The sequence below is a fragment of the Lachnotalea sp. AF33-28 genome (assembly GCF_003477885.1).
Lineage (GTDB): Bacteria > Bacillota > Clostridia > Lachnospirales > Lachnospiraceae > AF33-28.
In genome coordinates this window covers 144,798-165,076 of sequence record NZ_QUEE01000006.1, presented here as the reverse complement: position 1 = coordinate 165,076, position 20,279 = coordinate 144,798, and the positions used below count along the sequence as shown (strand labels likewise).

General features: G+C 52.6%; 13 protein-coding genes. 2 read left to right on the top strand and 11 right to left on the bottom strand.

The features are described from left to right. Nucleotides 1-15: 15 nt before the first annotated feature. The 9 genes from DWZ56_RS10415 to ftsH form a co-directional block, all read right to left on the bottom strand. Nucleotides 16-2,307, bottom strand: a complete 2,292-nt coding sequence (locus tag DWZ56_RS10415; RefSeq protein WP_118556577.1) for a RelA/SpoT family protein — start codon at nt 2,305-2,307, stop codon at nt 16-18. A gap of 192 nt (nt 2,308-2,499) precedes the next feature. Then, nucleotides 2,500-3,474 (bottom strand): 6-phosphofructokinase, encoded by a 975-nt coding sequence (gene pfkA / locus DWZ56_RS10410; RefSeq protein WP_118556576.1) that lies wholly within the window; start codon nt 3,472-3,474, stop codon nt 2,500-2,502. A 53-nt stretch (nt 3,475-3,527) separates the two neighbouring features. Beyond that, nucleotides 3,528-6,995: a DNA polymerase III subunit alpha gene (locus tag DWZ56_RS10405; protein ID WP_118556575.1), complete on the bottom strand. Its 3,468-nt coding sequence runs from the start codon at nt 6,993-6,995 to the stop codon at nt 3,528-3,530. A 137-nt stretch (nt 6,996-7,132) separates the two neighbouring features. Next, entirely contained in the window at nt 7,133-7,390 is a 258-nt protein-coding gene (locus DWZ56_RS10400) for an HPr family phosphocarrier protein (protein WP_118556574.1), read from the bottom strand. Further along, nucleotides 7,390-8,349 carry a DNA-binding protein WhiA gene (gene whiA / locus DWZ56_RS10395; RefSeq protein ID WP_118556573.1) on the bottom strand — a complete coding sequence of 320 codons (960 nt, stop codon included), beginning with the start codon at nt 8,347-8,349 and terminating at the stop codon, nt 7,390-7,392. Before whiA ends, DWZ56_RS10400 begins: the two co-directional genes overlap by 1 nt. Nucleotides 8,350-8,362: 13 nt before the next feature. Beyond that, nucleotides 8,363-9,274, bottom strand: coding sequence for a UDP-N-acetylmuramate dehydrogenase (gene murB / locus DWZ56_RS10390; protein ID WP_118556572.1), 912 nt, complete (start codon nt 9,272-9,274; stop codon nt 8,363-8,365). Then, nucleotides 9,274-10,212: an HPr(Ser) kinase/phosphatase gene (hprK, locus tag DWZ56_RS10385; protein ID WP_118556571.1), complete on the bottom strand. Its 939-nt coding sequence runs from the start codon at nt 10,210-10,212 to the stop codon at nt 9,274-9,276. The genes murB and hprK overlap by 1 nt, the downstream gene beginning before the upstream one ends. A 146-nt stretch (nt 10,213-10,358) precedes the next feature. Beyond that, nucleotides 10,359-12,224 (bottom strand): excinuclease ABC subunit UvrC, encoded by a 1,866-nt coding sequence (gene uvrC / locus DWZ56_RS10380; protein ID WP_118556671.1) that lies wholly within the window; start codon nt 12,222-12,224, stop codon nt 10,359-10,361. A 64-nt stretch (nt 12,225-12,288) separates the two neighbouring features. Then, nucleotides 12,289-14,265: an ATP-dependent zinc metalloprotease FtsH gene (gene ftsH / locus DWZ56_RS10375; protein ID WP_118556570.1), complete on the bottom strand. Its 1,977-nt coding sequence runs from the start codon at nt 14,263-14,265 to the stop codon at nt 12,289-12,291. A 392-nt stretch (nt 14,266-14,657) separates the two neighbouring features. Between ftsH and DWZ56_RS10370 the strand changes: the two genes are divergently transcribed. Next, the gene (locus DWZ56_RS10370) at nt 14,658-16,280 is read left to right on the top strand and encodes a CTP synthase (protein ID WP_118556569.1); all 1,623 of its coding nucleotides are present in this window, start codon (nt 14,658-14,660) and stop codon (nt 16,278-16,280) included. On the opposite strand, the gene DWZ56_RS10365 is transcribed toward DWZ56_RS10370, so the two are convergent. Together DWZ56_RS10365 and DWZ56_RS10360 are read right to left on the bottom strand one after the other, a co-directional pair. After that, nucleotides 16,272-17,270 (bottom strand): WYL domain-containing protein, encoded by a 999-nt coding sequence (locus DWZ56_RS10365; protein ID WP_118556568.1) that lies wholly within the window; start codon nt 17,268-17,270, stop codon nt 16,272-16,274. The genes DWZ56_RS10370 and DWZ56_RS10365 overlap by 9 nt on opposite strands. 2 nt (nt 17,271-17,272) lie before the next feature. Continuing rightward, entirely contained in the window at nt 17,273-18,526 is a 1,254-nt protein-coding gene (locus DWZ56_RS10360; RefSeq protein WP_118556567.1) for a WYL domain-containing protein, read from the bottom strand. A gap of 466 nt (nt 18,527-18,992) precedes the next feature. Between DWZ56_RS10360 and DWZ56_RS10355 the strand changes: the two genes are divergently transcribed. Further along, complete coding sequence (locus tag DWZ56_RS10355) at nt 18,993-20,225, top strand: RtcB family protein (RefSeq protein WP_118556566.1); 1,233 nt, start codon at nt 18,993-18,995, stop codon at nt 20,223-20,225. The last annotated feature ends 54 nt before the right edge of the window (nt 20,226-20,279 follow it).

Genomic DNA, 20,279 nt, shown 5'->3' with positions numbered 1-20,279 from the left:
TCACACTCCCGGCCGTCAGCCCCTGGTCCTTTCAATGTCCAGCACGCTCTCCACCTGGCGCAGCTTTTCAACCAGACGCCCCAGCTCCTCTTTATCTCTGATATCAAAGGTCATGGTGATGGTGGCTAACCCCTGTTTGCTGGTCCTGACATTCATGGAAGTGATATCGATCTGCCGCTCGGTAAATATCTTGGAAATATCCACGAAGATACCGATGCGGTTATTGGCATATATCTTAATTTCAGTGGAGTATTTTTCATCCGCCACTTTATTTTCCGGCACCTGCCACTCGGCGTCAATCAGCCTGGCCCGCTCTATCTCAGGCAGGTTCATCACATTCACGCAGTCCGTACGGTGAATGGAAATGCCTCTTCCCCGGGTGACAAATCCCACGATCTCATCGCCGGGCACAGGGCTGCAGCATTTGGAAAATCGCACGGCCAGATCGTGTATGCCTTTGACCACAATGCCGCCGTTGGATTTCTGTACGGTCACCTTTTCTTTGCCGTCGGAAGCAGCTTCCAGCACTGCCTCATCGGTGATCTCCTTCTTGTGCTTCTTTTCATACTCCTCAAGGAGCTTGTTGATGACCTGGCCTTCCTTCATGCCGCCGTGGCCGATGGCCGCCAGCACCGCATCCCAGTCCCTGAAGCCGTATTTGCGCAGTACCTTATCCATAAACTCCGGTTTGGAGAGATCGCTGAATACGATCCCCTTTGTTTTGCAGTACTTATCGATCAGCTCTTTGCCCTTTAAGATATTGTCCTCTTTGGACTGGCTCTTAAACCACTGATTGATTTTATTTCTCGCCTGGGAGCTCTTCACCGTCATCAGCCAGTCGCGGCTGGGGCCCTTGGAATTCTGGGAGGTGATGATCTCCACCCGGTCACCGTTTTGTATCACGTAATCGATGGGAACCAGTTTGCCGTTCACACGGGCGCCCACCATCTTGTTGCCCACCGCGCTGTGAATGCTGTAGGCGAAGTCCACCGGTGTTGAACCTCTCGGCAGGTTCTTCACATCACCTGTAGGAGTGAAGCAGTAAACGCTGTCCGAAAACAGGTCCAGGTCGTTCTTCAGGGAATTCATGAATTCCTTGTTATCCATATCCCGCTGCCATTCCAAGATCTGGCGCAGCCAGCTCATCTTTTCCGCTTCGCTTTCCGGGACCTTCTGTCCGTTGGCGCCCTCTTTGTATTTCCAGTGGGCTGCGATGCCGTATTCCGCCGTGCGGTGCATGTCATAGGTACGGATCTGCACCTCGAAAGGCTGGCCGTTGCTGCCGATCAGCGTTGTATGCAGGGACTGATACATATTGGGTTTGGGCATCGCGATATAGTCTTTAAACCGCCCCGGAATCGGCTTATACATCTCATGGATCACCCCCAGGGCCGCGTAGCAGTCCTTCACCGTGTCCACAATGATGCGGATCGCAAACAGATCATAAATTTGATCCAGGGTCTTATCCTGGTTGACCATCTTCTTATAGATGCTGAAGAAGTGCTTCACCCTTCCGCTCACTTCCGCCTTGATACCAGCTTCGCTGATATGGGAGGACACCTCGTCCACAATCTGCTGGACAAAAGCTTCCCTGGCAGTTTTTCGCAGCGCGATATTCTGCTTGAGGTCGTAGTATACGTCCGGCTTTAAATATTTCAGGGAAAGGTCATCCAGCTCGATCTTGATCTTGGAAATGCCCAGGCGCTGGGCGATGGGGGCGTAAATCTCCATCGTTTCCTTGGCGATTTCCTTCTGCTTCTCGGGCCTCATATACTGCAGGGTGCGCATATTGTGAAGCCGGTCCGCCAGTTTGATGATGATCACACGGATATCCTTGGCCATGGCCAGAAACATCTTCCGAAGATTTTCCGCCTGGATCTCCACCTTATCCGCCGACCAGGACAGCCTCGTCAGCTTGGTAACGCCGTCCACGAGGTTGGCCACCTCTTCGCCGAACTCCGCGGTGATTTCCTCATTGGTCATCACGGTGTCCTCCACCACATCATGGAGGATAGCGGCGATGATGCTCTCCTTATCCAGCTCCAGATCCGCCAGTATGATCGCCACGCACAGCGGATGGATGATATAGGGCTCGCCTGACTTTCGCAGTTGGCCTGCATGCGCGTTTCTGGCCACCTCGTAGGCTTTGCTGATCATCGTGGTGTCGTCGGACGGATGATACTTCCTGATTTTTTCTATCAGTAAATCAAACAGATCGTCCGGGTCAGAAAAATCCGCCGGTTTATCCGGTGATGTCTCGCCGATATTTAATTCTTCTTTACTAAAATCATATTTGCTGTCCGGCATGCTTTTCCCACCTGTTCTCTGATTACGGTTCTCTTCACAATGTATGTAATTAACATTATAGTGAGTTATTACAAAAAAATCAATATATAATCCGACGCGGGGACAGTCCTCCGCGGGCGGACAAAACGTACTGCCGTTTTATGCCCCATGGAGTCTGTCCCCACATATAAAGTATTCGCTCTGATTCGCTGTTTATCTCACAAGGTGTCTGCAAATTTCGTACTGGTCTTCCGGTATGTCCTTCACCATAGCCAGCGCTTCATCGATATCAAAATCCACATATTCCCCGTGTTTATAACCGACCACGCGTTTGCTCTTGCCTGCCAGCAAAAGCTCCACCGCCTTGGCGCCCATGATGGATGCGTATACGCGGTCTTTGCAGGTAGGTGTACCGCCTCTCTGCATGTGGCCCAAAATTGTTGCTCTGGTTTCAATTCCTGTGGCGGCTTCAATCCTTCTGGCCATACTGGCCGAATGGCCTATGCCCTCGGCATTGATGATGATATGGTGCTTCTTGCCGCGCTTGCGGTTTTCTATGATCTTATTGATCAGCGCCTGCTCATCATTGTCATACCGCTCGGGAAGCAGCACATCTTCCGCACCGTTGGCAATGCCGCACCAGAGCGCGATGTAGCCGGCGTTTCTGCCCATCACCTCAATAATGCTGCATCTCTCATGGGAAGTGGAGGTATCGCGCACCTTATCGATGGCCTCCATGGCCGTGTTCACAGCCGTATCAAAACCGATCGTATAGTCCGTACATGCGATATCCAGATCGATGGTGCCGGGAAGTCCGATGGTATTGATACCCAGTGCGGCCAGCTTCTGCGCCCCTCTGAAAGAGCCATCACCGCCGATCACCACCAGCCCGTCTATATTATGCTTTTTACAGATTTCCGCGCCCAGCTTCTGCCCTTCTGCCGTGGTAAATTCCTGGCATCTGGCCGTGTACAGGATGGTACCGCCGCGGTTGATGATATCTGATACGCTGGTGGAACACATATCAATAATTTCTTCATTGAGCAAACCGGCATAGCCGCGCATAATTCCCTTTACCTTCAGACCGTTAAAAAGTGCTGTTCTCACAACCGCACGGATCGCCGCATTCATGCCCGGCGCATCTCCGCCGCTTGTCAGCACACCGATGGTTTTTACCTCTTTTGCCATATTCGTCACTCCTCCAACTGATTCAAGCCACATTCCCTATTCTAATCGATATCCTAAAAGTTTTCAATACTCTTTGCTACAACTTTGACATTTTTTTCACCAAAGTTTTTATTCAACATTTCAAGCAGCTGCGGCTGTATCAGTACGCTGTAAGAAGGCGGCATCCGTTTGACCGCATGTTCTCTGCTAAGGTAGATCACAACGGGATCCCGTCCGTCGGAATCCTGTATCAGCCGGCTTAATCTGTTCTGGTTTCTGTCAAAGGCTTCTTTGTCGTCGAACTGAATCCACAGCTCCTTCGGGGCATCGGCAAACGGTATGATTTTTTCACAGATCAGCTTGCCCGCCTCTTCGTTGCTGAAATCCGCTCTGCCGGAAATGAACACCTTGCTGTCCTCTATAAGCAAAGGCCTGTATGTCTCATACTCTCTCGGAAAGAGCATGACCTCCATATTGCCCACCAGATCCTCCAGCGTGAGAAATGCCATCATTCGGTTCTGTTTGGTAGTCTTGACACTGATCGCATTGATCATGCCGCCCACCACATATTTTCTGCCGTCCGTCAGGCCGGAAGCAATGCCCTCCTCCTCGTTTACATAGAAATCAGAGGTTTTGGCCGTAATATTTTTCTTCCACAGCGCCGCGTCATCCTCCAGCGGATGTCCGCTGATGTAGATGCCCAGCACCTCTTTTTCAAAGGCCAGCAGCACCTCCCTGGGAAACTCGCCCACATCCGGGAATTTGATATCGTACTCTTTGGACTCTTCGCCCATGAGGTCGAACAGGCTCATTTGGCCCTCCACAGAGGATTTCTTTTCCTGGGTCTTCTGCTCCAGAAGATCCGCATATATGAGCAGCTTCTGCTGTCTGGTGCCCGGCAGACTGTCCAGCGCGCCTGATTTGATGAAGCTTTCCACCGTCCTCTTGTTCACCTCTCTGGCTGTCAGGCGGTATATGAAATCCCGCAGGCTGGTAAAAGGCCCTCCCTGATTCCGCTCTTCCACCACAGTATCTATGATGTTGCGGCGCACGCTTTTAATCGCCGACAGCCCATAGCGGATTTTACCGCCGGAAACGGAGAAATCCCATTCTCCATCGTTGATGTCCGGAGGCAGGATATCGATGCCCATCTGCTTGCAGGTCAGTATATACTCCGAAACCTTGGCGCTGTTGTCGATGACCGAGGTCATCAGCGCAGCCATAAATTCCACCGGATAATAGTATTTCAGATAAGCGGTCTGGTAGGATACCACGGCGTAAGCTGCCGCGTGGGATTTGTTAAAGGCGTATTTCGCAAAATCAATCATCTCGTCATAGATGATGCTGGCGATCTCCTCCGGTATTCCGTTATTGATACAGCCCTTCACATTCTCTTCGGGATTGCCGTAGATGAAGTTCTTGCGTTCCCGCTCCATCACATCGCCTTTTTTCTTGCTCATAGCGCGCCGCACCAGGTCGCTTCGTCCCAGTGTATAGCCGCCCAGATCCCGCACAATCTGCATTACCTGCTCCTGATAGACGATACAGCCATAGGTCGGGCTAAGGATCGGCTCCAGCTGCGGGCAGTGATAGGTGATGGATTCCGGATTATTCTTGCCTTTCAGATATTTCGGTATGAAATCCATGGGGCCCGGACGGTAAAGGGAGATGCCGGCGATGATGTCTTCCAGGCTCTCCGGCTTGAGCTCTTTCATAAAGCTCTTCATCCCGGAGCTTTCCAGCTGAAACACACCGTCGTTCCTGCCGGTGCTGATGCTGGCCAGCACCGCTTTATCGCTGTAGTCCACATCCTCCAGTTTAAAACCGATCCCCTGTCGGTTCACAAGTTTCACGGCATTTTGGATTACAGTCAGGGTGCGCAGTCCCAGAAAATCCATCTTGAGCAGACCCAGCTCTTCCAGCGTGGTCATCGTGAACTGGGTGGTGATCGTGCCGTCCTGTGCTCTGGATAAAGGCACATACTCCTCCACCGGCTTCTGGCTGATCACAACACCCGCCGCGTGCATGGAGGTATGCCTGGGAAGGCCCTCCAGGCGCAGTGAAGTATCGATCAGCGTTTTTACCGTCTCATCCGTCTCGTACAGGCTCTTTAATTCCCGGTTGGTCTTCAGCGCCTTTTCGATCGTGATATTGAGCTCTGCGGGAATCATCTTGGCGATGGAATCGCAGAGGGAATAAGGCAGGTCCATGACCCGTCCCACATCCCGGATCACGCCCTTGGCGGCCATCGTACCGAAGGTGACGATCTGAACCACCCGGTCCTTGCCGTATTTCTCCACCACGTAATCAATGACCTCCTGCCGCCGTTCGAAGCAGAAATCTATATCGATATCCGGCATGGACACGCGTTCCGGGTTTAAAAACCGCTCAAACAGCAGGCTGTATTTCACCGGATCGATATCGGTGATTTCCAAGCAGTAGGACACGATGCTGCCGGCGGCCGAACCGCGGCCAGGGCCGACCATGATATCTTTTGATTTGGCATATTTGATAAAGTCCGAAACGATCAGGAAATAATCCACATAGCCCATGGTATGGATGACGTCCAGCTCGTAATTCATGCGTTCACGCAGTGTCCCGTCATCCTGCGGATATCTTTTTTCAAAACCTTCCTCACACATCCTGTTGAGATATTCCCAGGAGGTAAAGCCTTCGGGCACGTCAAATTTCGGCAGTTTCGTAACGCCGAACTCGATTTCCACATGGCAGCGCTCTGCGATCTTATGGGTATTCTCGATGGCCTCGGGCGCATAGGGAAATACCTCCCGCATCTCTTCCTCCGACTTGCAGTAGTACTGCCCGCCCTCGTAGCGCATGCGGTTCTCGTCCGAAAGCTTCTTGCCGGTCTGCAGGCATAGGAGGATATCGTGGGGTTCGGCGTCCTGCGCATAGATATAGTGGATATCGTTGGTGGCTACCAGATCAATGCCCAGCTCTTTGGACAGCCGGAGCTGCGCAGCGTTGACCGTCTTCTGATCCGGTATGCCGTGATCCTGGATTTCCAGGAAAAAGTTGTCCCTGCCGAATATCTCCTGATAGCGCAGGGCGGCCTTTTTGCCCTCTTCATAGAAGCCCCTGGCAAGGTAGCGCTGAACCTCGCCGGCCAGGCAGGCGCTTAAGGCGATGATTCCCTCATGATACTCCCGGAGCACCTCGTAATCCACTCTGGGTTTATAATAAAAGCCTTCCACGAAACCCTTGGAGACGATCTTCACCAGGTTCGCGTATCCGGTATTGTTTTCAGCCAGAAGCACCAGATGGTAGTATCTGTCCTCCCCCTGTCCCGCCTCTTTGTTAAAACGGGAACCGTTGGCCACATATACCTCGCATCCGATGATCGGATTAATGCCTTCCTTTCTGGCGGCACGGTAGAAGTCGATCACGCCGTACATGACGCCGTGGTCGGTGATGGCCATACTGTCCATCCCCAGCTCTTTGGCCCTGTGCACCAGCTCCTCTATCTTGCTGGAACCGTCCAGCAGACTGTATTCCGTATGAACATGTAAATGGGTAAATGCCATGTCTTTCCTCACTTTTGTATCACGGCCCATATAGGGGAAATGGGGACAGTCATAATATACCCTGTCCCCATTTCCGGATGCATCCCCGTCAGTAATCTATAAGTTCACCGTCTAATCCCCATATCCTAAGACTTCGGCTATTTGTCGCTGCTTAAGTACTTTTCAATCTGATTTAACGCCTCTTCCTCGTCCGAACCGGATGCGGAAACCGTAACCTGCTCGCCGGATGTCAGCCCAAGGGTCATCATACCCATGATGCTCTTGGCATTCACCCTCTTGTCCTCCGTCTCCACATAGATCGAGCTCTCGAACTGACTTGCCACCTGAACCAATACCGCTACCGGCCTTGCCTCAAGCCCTGTCGGAATTCCAATGGTGATTGTTTTCGTTGCCATTACATATCCTCCCTATCTTTTCTGATACTGTCTGCTAAGTCTTTCAGTTTCCTTAGCCTGTGATTGACTCCGGATTTTCCCACCGGCGGATTCAGCGAATCCCCCAGCTCCAAAAGCGTCGCCTCCGGCGCAGCAAGCCTGGCCAGCGCAACCTCTTCAAGCTGCTCCGGCAATCCGGAAAGTCCAATGGTATCGCGTATAAGATTTATATCATTGATCTGCTCCACAGCAGCTGATATCGTTTTTCCGATGTTCGCGGTTTCACAGTTCACCTTGCGGTTCACCGATCCGCTGATTTCCTTTAGTATGCGCACATTTTCCAATTCCATGAGCGCTACATGAGCCTCCATCACATTTAAAAGCTCTACAATCTTCACGCCTTCTTTTATATATAACACATGGTACTTCTTTCGCACAACGATTTTTGCATCGATGTCAAAAGAAGCGATCAGGGTCCGCAATTGCTCCGCCTTCGTCCTGGAACTCAATACAATTTCCAGATGATATGCCTTGTTGGGGTCGCTCATGGAGCCAGATGCCAGAAAAGCCCCGCGTATAAACGCGCGCTTACAGCAGGAGCTCATCACCAGAAGGCTGCTGACCAGAGTGTCCTGCTCCGCCAGGCTCCCCCGCATGGCATCCATCTTCACAGCCTGCAGGATCCGCCTCACATCCTCCTGCCGGTTCACCGCCAGCACATAGGTGCGGCTCTTTTTCAGGTAGGCATTGCGTCTGACGCATATTTCAGTATTTATACTAAATGTTTTTTTCAGTAATGTAAAGTACTTTCTTGCAACTGCTGCGTTTTCCGTATGAAGTATCAGGCATAAGCCGCCGTTTGCGGTGGCATTGATGTGCCCGCACATGGAAAGCAGTGCCGCAATTTCCGCTATCTGACAATGCCTGGCAGTTCCTGTCTGCCGGGAAAGTTCCTCTTTTACATTACCTGAAAATGACATGTTAACCTCCGTGTTACGAAAAATCCCCCAGGAGCCTCACTTCCATTTCCATGGGGACCTGAAAACGGTCATAAACTCTTTTCTGTATTTCCCTGCACAGCAGATAGATATCCCGAGCGCTGGCCTGATCCTTATTGATCACAAACCCGCAGTGCTTTTCAGAAACGGCGGCTCCTCCGATCTGAAAACCCGCAAGGCCGCAGTCCTGGATCAATTTGCCCGCAAAATATCCTGCCGGCCTCTTAAAGGTGCTGCCGGCGCTGGGGTATTCCAAAGGCTGTTTTTCCTTCCGTCTCCGGTTTAACTCATCCATCCTGTCCTGAATCTGCCGCTTATCGCCCGGCACAAGTCTCACCCGGGCTTTCAGGACCGTATAGCCCCGCTTCATAATCAGGCTGCTGCGGTATCCAAGCTCCATCTGTTCCGCAGGGATCACCATCCGCTCGCCGCTCTCTGTCAGCACCAGCGCGTCCACTAGGACATGGGCCATCTCGCCGCCATAGGCTCCCGCGTTCATCACCGCTGCGCCGCCAAGGCTTCCCGGGATGCCGGAGGCGAATTCCAGGCCGGACAGCCCCTGATCGCAGGCAAAACGCGCCAGCTTTGACAGGAGTATCCCGGCTTCGGCTTCCAGCACGTCTCCATCCCGTCTGCAGTGGGCAAAGCGGCTCCCCAGCTGTATGATCACTCCGTCGTATCCGCTGTCGGAAACCAGCAGATTGCTGCCGTTTCCGACCACAGTATACGAAACCCCCGCACTTTGACAGGTTTTTTCCAGCCGTACCAGAGCGTCTTCATCCTCTGGCGTGACAAACAGTCTTGCCGCTCCGCCGGCCCGAAAAGTTGTATGGTTTTTCATAGGTTCATTTTCGCGTACATTTTCTCTTCCGGCGATCTCTGACAAAATCTGTTCTAATCTTTCCATTATATGATATCCACCGCACCTCTTGCCAAATTGTCCTGAACTCTCTTATACAGCTCCTGGGCCGCATTATAGCCCATCTTTTTCTGACGGTAATTGACGGCCGCCGACTCCACTATGATCGCCAGATTTCTGCCCGGACGGATCGGTATGGAATGACAGATCACCTTATTGCCCAAAAATTCCGTATACTGGTCATCCAGACCCAGACGGTCGTATTCCTTATCGCGGTCCCACTCTTCCAGCTTGATCACCATGTCGATGCTCTGAGTATTTTTTACGCTCTCTACGCCAAAAAGCGTTTTGACATCAATGATTCCGATGCCGCGCAGCTCTATGAAATGCCGGGTGATGCCGGGAGCGCTGCCGATCAAGGTATCATCGCTGACCTTACGGATTTCCACCACGTCATCGCTGACCAGACGGTGGCCGCGCTTGATCAGTTCCAGCGCAGCCTCGCTCTTGCCGATGCCGCTCTCGCCCATAATCAGTACGCCCTCGCCGAATACATCCACGAGCACGCCGTGTATGCTGATGGTAGGAGCTAACTGCACCTTCAGCCAGCGGATCACCTCCGCCATCAGATCTGAGGTGGTCTTATCGGATACCAGCAGCGGCACACCGTATTTGAGCGCCGTGCTGTGCATATCCTCTCCCGGCTGATAGCTGCGGCTGCAGATCAGGCAGGGGATATTGTTGGAAAAGAGTTTCTCATAACAGTCCTTTCTCTGCTCTCTGGTCAGCTGCTTTAAATACTCCTGTTCCACAAAACCGATAATCTGTACGCGGTCGCTGTCAAAGTGATCGTAAAAGCCTGTTAACTGCAGAGCCGGACGGTTGATATCCGGATGAGTTAATATGATCTCTGTGGTGTCGATCGATTCGGTCAGATGGCGCAGCCCGAATTTTTCGATCAATGTTGATACCCTAACACCTGCCATTTCGCTCCTCCATTTCCTCACCGCAGCCGGCACAAAGCCCTCTGTGCATCAGCTCCGGCGGATTTCTTCACATATTCTTCCGGATCCGCAGGCCGCGTTTCCGGATTATTAAATATACTAACACAGGAAAAGCCCGGTGACAAGACTTATTGCTGGGCATGAAAAAATCTGTAAATATTTTCCGCCACGTTTTCATTCATTTCCGGCAGACTTTTTAAATCTTCCACACTGGCCGATTTTATCTCATCAATTGTCTGAAAATGACGCATCAGCGCCTTTCTGCGTACGGGGCCCACCCCCTCTATATCGTCCAGGATGGAATGCACCTGACCTTTGCTTCTCAAGCTTCTGTGATACTCGATGGCGAAACGGTGCGCTTCATCCTGTATCCTGGTGATCAGCCGGAACATCTCGGAATGAGTATCAATCTCCAGCTCCACGTTCTGGTAATACAAGCCTCTCGTTCTATGGTTGTCATCCTTCACCATACCGCAGACCGGAATTGTAAGCGACAGCCGGTCCATGACCTTAAGGGCGATATTGACCTGGCCCCTGCCGCCGTCCATCATAATCAGATCCGGGAACCTGGTGAATCCGCCCATTTTTTCATCCTGACCGTCTTCTCTCATGCGGCGCATCTCCTCGAGGCCGTGCAGGAACCGGCGGCTTAAAACTTCCTCCATGGACGCATAGTCGTTGGCGCCTATCACCGATTTTATGCGAAATTTACGGTAGTCGTTGCGCTTCGGCTTCCCATCTTCAAACACCACCATGGAGCCCACCGATTCAAATCCGCTGATATTGGAAATATCAAATGCCTCCACGCGGCGGACCTGTTTAAGCCCCAGTATCTCTGCGAGGCTGTTCATGGCGCCGACGGTCTTTACATGCTCTTTCTTCAGCTTTTCCCGGTCCTGTGACAGGATCAGGCCGGCGTTTTTCTCGGCCAGCTCCACCAGGCGCGCCTTTTCGCCCTTTTGCGGCACGCGGATTGTCACCTTCTGGCCCCGTTTGGCCTCCAGCCATTTCACGATCAGCTCTTCATCCTCAATGGGCGTCTGCAGAAACAGCTCCTTGGGGATAAAGGGCGTGCCCGAGTAAAACTGCTTGACAAAGCCGGTCAGTATCTGGGACGGGGTATCCCCGTCACCCACCGAGATCTGGAAATGGTCCCTTCCGATCATCTTCCCTTCCCGGACGAAAAATACCTGCACCACCGCATCGCTTCCGTCCACAGCCAGTCCGATCACATCCCGGTCCTCATTGCCGCTGTCGGTAATCTTCTGTTTCTGAGCCACCTTCTGCACGCTGAATAAAAGCTCCCTGTAGCCGGCGGCCGATTCAAAATCCAGCTCCTCTGCAGCCTCATTCATCTGTGCCTCCAGCCGCTTTAAAATAGCGTTGTAATTACCGCTTAAGAAGTCCAGGACCTGGTCCACGTTCTTTCGGTACTCCTCTTTGGAGATATAGCCCTGGCAGGGAGCGTCGCACTGCTTGATGTGATAGTTCAGGCAGGGGCGCTCCTTGCCTATGTTCTCCGGCAGCGCGCGGTGGCAGGTACGGATCTTATAGAGCCTGTGGATCAGGTTGATCGTGTCCTTCACCGCGCCCGCGCTGGTATACGGCCCGAAATACCGGGATTTATCCTTTTTCATATCCCGTGAAAACAGGACCCGCGGAAAGTCTTCCTGCACCGTCACCTTGATATAAGGATAGGTTTTGTCGTCCTTGAGCATGGTGTTATACCGGGGCTGATGTTCTTTGATCAGATTGCATTCCAGCACCAGCGCCTCCAGCTCCGAGTCAGTAATAATATATTCAAACCACGCGATATGGGATACCATTTTCTCTATCTTGGAGGACTTTCCACGGCTGCTCTGAAAATACTGCCGCACACGGTTTTTCAGGCTGATTGCTTTGCCCACATAAATGATCTCATCCTGATCGTTATGCATCAGATAGACACCCGGCTTGCCGGGCAGCTTTTTTAATTCTTCTTCCAGCTGAAACATATTCTCCTCCCATTCACAGAACAGACCCCGCATTTCGGAAAGAGCGGGGTCTGTCTTCATTTATTTACATTGGAAGGGGGCCTTCCTCCCAGTCATCCGGCACAGGGCCCGGATCAGACGTATCCAGAAAGCTCTCGGCACGCCTTGTATCCTCCTGGATTTCATGGAGGATCTTCATGAACTCCTTGCCGGTAATGGTTTCCTTTTCAATCAGAAATGCCGCGATCCGATCCAGCGCAATACGGTTTGCCCGAAGCAGCGCCTTTGCCTTCTCGTAGGACTCTTTCAGCATCTCCATAACCACCCGGTCCACACCGGCGGCAGTCTGATCGGCGCAGTTTAACACGCTGCGGCCTTCCAGATACTGGCTTTCCACAGTTTCAAGCCCCATGAGACCGAATTCCTTGGACATGCCGTACTGAGTCACCATGGCTCTGGCGATGGAAGTCGCCTTCTCTATATCATTGGAAGCGCCGGTGGTGACAGTGTCAAACACGATCTCTTCCGCCGCCCGGCCGGCCAAAAACTGAATCAGCATCGCCCGAAGCTCCGCTTCCGTATTCAGATATTTTTCTTCCTCCGGCACATTCATCACATAACCCAGCGCGCCCATGGTTCTGGGCACAATCGTAATCTTCTGCACAGGCTCCGAGTCCTTCTGCAGCGCGCTGACGAGCGCATGGCCCACCTCATGATAGGAGACGATTTTGCGCTCTTCCTTGCTCATGATGCGGTCCTTCTTTTCCTTGCCAACCAGCACCACCTCCACGGCTTCAAACAGATCCGCCTGGGATACCACCTGGCGGCCGTGCTTTACGGCATTGATCGCAGCCTCATTGATCATGTTGGCCAGATCGGAGCCCACGGCGCCGGAAGTGGCCAGCGCAATCGCTTCCAGATCCACGGATTCATCCAGCAGCACATCCTTGGAATGGACCTTCAGGATATCAATACGCCCTTTTAAATCCGGACGGTCCACGATGATCCGGCGGTCAAAACGGCCCGGACGCAGCAGTGCCTTATCCAGAATCTCCGGCCGGTTGGTGGCGGCCAGAATAAATACGCCCTTGGAAGTGTCAAAACCGTCCATCTCCGAAAGCAGCTGGTTTAAGGTCTGCTCCCGCTCGTCATTGCCCCCGCCGTAACGGCTGTCACGGCTCTTGCCGATGGCGTCGATCTCATCGATGAATATGATGCAGGGCGCCTGCTGCTGCGCCTGTTTGAACAGGTCGCGCACACGGGATGCGCCGACGCCGACAAACATTTCCACAAAATCGGAACCGGACAGTGAAAAGAACGGCACCTTCGCCTCGCCGGCAACCGCCTTGGCAAGCAATGTCTTACCAGTGCCGGGCGGCCCCACAAGGAGCGCTCCCTTTGGCAGCTTGGCGCCGATTCTTCCGTAGCGTCCGGGATTATGCAGAAAATCCACGATTTCAGTCAGAGACTCCTTCGCCTCATCCTGTCCGGCCACATCGCGGAACGTAACGCCGGTTTCCTTCTGCACATAGACCTTGGCATTGGATTTGCCCACGCCCATCATGCCGCCGCCACCGCCTGCTTTTCTTAGGAAAAAACCCATCACCAGCCAGACAAGCAGCACGGGAACCGCATAGATCAGGATAAAATCGATGATGGAGGAGCCGGTTTCGGGTATTTTTCCATCCACAATGATCCCCTCATCCATCAGGCGGGGAACCAGGCTTTCATCCTCCACAATGCCGGTATAATAGGTCATCTTGGGAGCCAGCGGATTCTTGGATTCCTCATCCTTATCCTCCGCCGGTTCAATTACAAATTTATAGGATTGGCGGTCAATCTGCACCGCCGCCACTTTATGCTCATCCAGCATCTTCATAAAATCGCTGTATGTGATCTGTTCCGTCGTCGAGCTGCGAAACCAGCTGCTTAGCATCGACACACTGAACAAAGTCATGAGCGCGGTGATTACCAGTATAATTACGGTCTGGCTGTTCTTCGGGAACTTGCCTCCGCCTCCGTTATTCTGGCCTCCGCCGTTGTTTTGATTCTGTTCATTCATTCGCTTTCTCCCTTATCACAACACGGGCCTGACAAAACGCAGCGCCCGCCATAGTGTTCTTTTTCATTATAGAGATAGTTCGTCAAGAAATCAAGCAGGTTCTCTGTGAAATCTTCATCACAAATATTAATGTTTTATAAATTCATGCGGACAAATTTCTGCAGATTGCCTCTAGTCAGCTAACTATTAATCGTGTATAATATATTAGTTATTTTTTGCAAGCAGATTTATTTATATCTATTTAAATCCCATGAATCTGCCCATACTATTGAAAAGATGCGCACGGATGTGCGCGCAGGCCGTCACCCCGTTGTGCTGTCAGACTAAACGTAAACATGTCAGCCCGCCAGCACACGAAAGGTTGGGGCAAGAAAAAACAGGAGGTAAATACCATGGCTGTGAAATACGTGTTTGTAACCGGCGGCGTTGTATCCGGACTCGGCAAGGGCATCACTGCCGCTTCACTCGGGCGGCTTTTGAAAGCGCGGGGCTATGCCGTCACCATGCAGAAGTTTGACCCGTACATCAATATCGACCCAGGCACCATGAACCCCATCCAGCACGGTGAAGTTTTTGTCACCGACGACGGCGCCGAAACAGATCTGGATCTCGGACATTATGAACGGTTCATCGATGAAAGTCTCAATAAAAATTCTAACGTCACCACCGGTAAAATCTACTGGTCCGTGCTTCAAAAAGAACGCCGCGGCGACTTCGGCGGCGGCACAGTACAGGTAATCCCCCATATTACAAATGAAATTAAAAACCGCTTTTACCGCAATTATTCCGCGGATCAGGCAGATAAAACAGAAATCGCCATCATCGAGGTGGGCGGCACGGTGGGCGATATTGAAAGCCAGCCGTTCCTTGAGGCCATCCGCCAGTTTCAGCACGAGGTGGGCAGGGAAAACGCCATCATGATCCATGTGACTCTGATCCCCTATCTGAAAGCCTCCGGAGAAATGAAAACCAAACCGACCCAGGCCAGCGTTAAACAGCTGCAGGGCATGGGAATCCAGCCCGATATCATCGTATGCCGCTCGGAGTATCCTCTGGATGCCCATATTAAGGATAAGATCGCCCTTTTCTGCAATGTGCCCAGCAGCCACGTGCTTCAGAATCTGGATGTGGACATCCTGTATGAAGCGCCTCTGGCCATGGAAAAGGAGCATCTGGCGGAGGTCGCCTGTGAATGCCTGAATCTGTCCTGCCCCAAACCGGATCTGTCCGAATGGACCGCCATGATCGAAAGATGGAAACAGCCTGAACACGATGTGCACATCGCCCTGGTAGGCAAATACATCCAGCTCCACGATGCCTATATCAGCGTCGTGGAGGCGCTGCGGGCGGCCGGCTGTGCCAACCGCGCTAAGGTTCATATCCACTGGGTGGATTCAGAATCTGTGAATGCCGATAACGCGGGAGAGATTCTGGGCAGCATGCAGGGCATCCTCGTGCCCGGCGGCTTTGGAGACAGGGGGATTGAAGGCAAGATCCAGGCGATCCGCTATGCCAGAGAGCATCGGATCCCGTTTCTCGGCCTGTGCCTGGGCATGCAGCTGTCCATCGTCGAATACGCCAGGGATGTGGTCGGATATGCGGACGCTCACAGCAGTGAGCTGGCGCCCGGCACCTCCCATCCGGTGATTCACCTGATGCCGGACCAGAACGGCATAGAGGATATCGGCGGAACTCTGCGGCTTGGCGCATATCCCTGCGTGCTGGAGAAGGGATCCAGAGCCTATGAGGTCTATGGACAGGAAACCGTCTGCGAGCGTCACAGGCACCGCTATGAGGTGAACAATGATTACCGGAAGGCCCTGACCGATCACGGGATGAGGCTGTCCGGACTGTCCCCAGACGGCAGGATCGTGGAAATGTGTGAGATTCCGGACCATCCGTGGTTTATCGGAACGCAGGGACATCCGGAATTCAAATCACGGCCCAACAGACCCCATCCGCTCTTTGCGGGATTCGTCCAGGCGGCGCTCAAACACTGCGCCCCTTCAGTCTGATGACGGGATGATATCGTGCAGCAGGTGATACTGCCTCTTCACCCGCTCTTTTACCTGGCGCAGGAATGGAGCTGGGCCCAGGACGCGTATGACCGGACCGAAGGACAAAAGCTGGATCAGGAGTTCTGTCTCATCCTGCCTGTCATAATAGATCTCACAGCGGTATACTCCCCGTTCTTCGATATACTCCGTCCGCTTTTCATAGCTGGCGAAATGCAGCATGCAGCGTTCCATGGAATTGCGCTCGCCGGATATCTCGATGAGCACCGGTTCTTCCGCTCTCATCGAGGCGATCAGGGCCTCCGTATCCGGAAGGGTATAAGCCGGCCCCGCGTCCCGGCAGGAGACGATTCTGGCCATGTTCAGGGTTATGGCCTGTGAATAGCCTCCGCCGTTTTCCTTCAGGCGCATCCCCTCCACTCTGAACTTATCGTCTTTGGCGGAATATTGGATGCGGAACGGGAAAAGGCGGATGCTGCGCCGGCGGCCGTCCGCCGGCCGGTAATCCGTTTCGATCAAATGGCGGCTGCGGACTGCTTCGGTCATGGTGCGGAAATTTCTTCTGTATGTGTCTTCACCGTACGGATCGCCGTCCTGACAGCGGTCGAAATAATAGAAATCGCCGGATTTAAAGAGCAGCGGTTCCTCCTTAAGATCCTCTTGCAGCCGGCACACTTCCTCCTCTGAAAAAAACAGGTATATCCTCGGATCCTGCAGGACGGATTTCAGCCAGCTTTTCTGCAGGGCTGTGAGAGGCAGCTTTACGTCGCTGCCGCAGCGGGACAGATAAGAGCCTTTGGGCTCCTCCCGAAGAAGCGCCCACTGGCCGGACATGAGCTTGGGCACTATGTAAAGCGCACTTTCAGAAAAGCCCCAGCGGCCCGCCAGTTCCTCCATCTCTTTTCTGCTGACGGGGCGTTTTCGGGACGCTTCCAGGATACGGCCCACCACCTGATAATAACAGCTGTATGTCTTAGAAAATAAATCCATCTCTATCCTTCCTTAGCAGTGTCTGTGTACATCTGATACATTCTGTCCAGATCGTTCGTCAGCTTATCCGCAACTGCCGGATTGCTCACCTGTATATCCAATATCCTTCCGGTAAAGGTTTTGATCCAGGGCAGCATCTCATTGCAGTCGAAAAAGGTTCCGCTGTACAGGACGGTATGCTCATCTATGCGCAGCACTTCCCCTCCCCTGCCTTCCCGCCGCAGGCGGTCCGTCACATATTCCTCCCTCTTTTCGTCGATGCGCAGCTTCAGACAGATTTCCTCCATGCGCAGGCTGCGTGAACTCCCGGAAAAGGATACTCCCCAGCAGGCTTTTCGGTTCCGGCGCAGCTCCTCCTGCCGTTTTTCATAATCCGGATATTCCTCCAGCCTGACCACCCTGCAGATCGCATCCAGCCGCATGTTGACAAATCGCCGCTTTGCTTCCAAATATATGCAGAGGTAACGGCGGCCGGTCTGCGTGCTGACAAATACGGACAGCGGAACGCCCTCCTGCTGTGTGACCCTGCCGGAACGGGCGCTCCGGTTCTCAAACCGCACTCTGCAGCGCCTGCGCATGGTTTCCAGCAGTTCATTGAGCACGCCGTCCTCCAGCGTGTGGACCAGATAGTGGTGTTTAAAACTGAACAGATCGTTGCCGGTTCTCTCCCGGTCCAAAACGGTGCTGCCGATAAAACCGAAGGCCGATATCTCCTGAAACAGCTTAACCGCGTCCATCAGGTGTTCATAGAGCGGGGAGGATTCAAATGCCTCCGGCTCAGCCAAGCGGTAATACAGGGCTTTTCCCTGTTTCCTGCTCTGCAGGATCTCCTCCTCTTCGTATTCTTTCAGTTTCAAACGCACGGTCTGTTCCTCAAATTCCACCCCGTACTCCTCCAGGATCCGGTCGGTCAGGCCGGTTACCGTTCTTTCTTTGCCGTCCCACAGGATGTCCGTGATAAAAAAATGAAGCATGATGTCGTTATCGGTAAAGCTCTTCGCCTTCCAGGCCGCATAGAGCGGATTTTGGGCGATGTTCTTGCTGTCCACGCTGATGTAGATCTGTTTCCCCTTGGATGTATATTCGGAACGGATGTAATCTCCCAGGAAACATTCGATTCTCCGGCGCTCATTATCATAGGTGCGCAGGCTCTTGCCGGTGAAGTCCTGGCGCACTTTGCAGCCGTAGACAAAGAATTCTCTCATATAGTCTCTGATCTTCTCAAAATTTTTAATCAGTTCCTGAAACTCCGCCATGGATTTCCTCCTTAAAGCTTGTATCAATGTATCCATCTTAACGCACATTACAGAATGGCGCAACTGCGAATGGTCCAGGCTGTTACTGTTCACAGTTACCGAAAACTTCCCGCGTATGAGAGGACAGGGTATGGTCCTCATTGGGACCCGCTCTCGCTCCGTGAAGCGCGCAGCGGTACTAATGCTGTAAAATACACAGCAATAAGTACCGGCGGGCTTCAAGGGATCCCTATGAGAACCATACCCTGTCCTCTCATACGCTGCTTTATCGGCAGCGTGTGAACAGTAATCTGTTCATAGATGCCGTAAAGCTACAGCCGGCTTCTAATGTTCGCAACTTTTTTTAAATGATTCATCCATTATCTTCCTGTATGATATAGCCATAGCAAACAACAAACAAATTAATCCCGGATGGGAAATGAGCTGCCGGATCGCGGCTAATATATTAGGAAAGGAAGTGATTTGTATGTTTGTTATCTCTGATGAATCTACGAAATACCCGATACGGGTCTGGCTGAACGGAAAAGAGGATCTGGAAGAGACCTGTCTGACACAGGCATACCACCTTTCCCGGCTTCCTTTCCTCCATAAGTGGGTCTGCCTGATGCCGGATACCCATGCCGGCATGGGCATGCCCATCGGGGGCGTCATCGCTGCCTGCGATGTCATTATACCTAACGCTGTGGGCGTGGATATCGGCTGTGGCATGGCCTACACCCAGACCAACATCCGTCTGGAGGAAATTGAGGGGATCACCACCGGAAACGGTACCCTGCTGCAGGGCATCATCGGCGATATACTGCGCAATGTCCCTGTGGGGTTTGCCCATCATAAGACGGCGATGCCCTGCTACACGCTGGATAAAGCCTTTGAGGAGTTCGATCTGTATGAAAAGGACGGGGAGCTTTTAGGCCAGCTGGATGCCGGTTATTTCCAGATTGGGACGCTGGGCGGAGGCAATCATTTCATCGAGGTACAGGTGGATGACGAAGGATACCTGGGTATTATGATCCATTCCGGCAGCCGGCACTTCGGCAAGAGCGTATGCGATTATTTCCATACGAAAGCCCGAGAGCTAAACCGCAGATGGTACAGCGATGTGCCTGATGAATACCGTCTGGCTTTTTTACCTACAGACAGCAAAGAGGGCCGGGCTTACTTAAACTGGATGAATCTCTGCCTGGAATTTGCCAGGGAAAACCGTGAAAAGATGATGCTGTCCGTAAAATCCGTCTTTGAAAAGTGGATCGGCAAATATACCGATCTGACTCTGGAATTCTCCGGCGAGATCAACTGCCACCACAATTATGCCGCGCTGGAGCATCACTATGACAGGGATGTCTGGGTACACAGAAAAGGAGCCACCCGGGCGAACAACGGTGAAATCACCGTCATACCGGGCGCCATGGGCTCTTACAGCTATATCGTCATGGGAACGGGCAATAAAGAGAGCTTCTGCTCCTCCTCGCACGGCGCCGGCAGGCGCTTTTCCAGAAAAGGCGCCATGGCCGCCTTCTCCTGCGAGCAGGTGATGCTGGATTTAAACAGCCGGGGCGTGGTGCTCGGGAAGAAAAATAAGCAGGATGTGGCGGAGGAAAGCCGCTTCGCTTACAAAGACATTGATGCGGTGATGGCCTGTCAGAGCGACTTGGTCATACCGGTGAAACGTCTGCGCACAGCGGGCGTTGTGAAAGGATAAAGAACTGCCGGCCGGAATATCTGACGGCCGAATACAGTTTTTTATATATGCGCG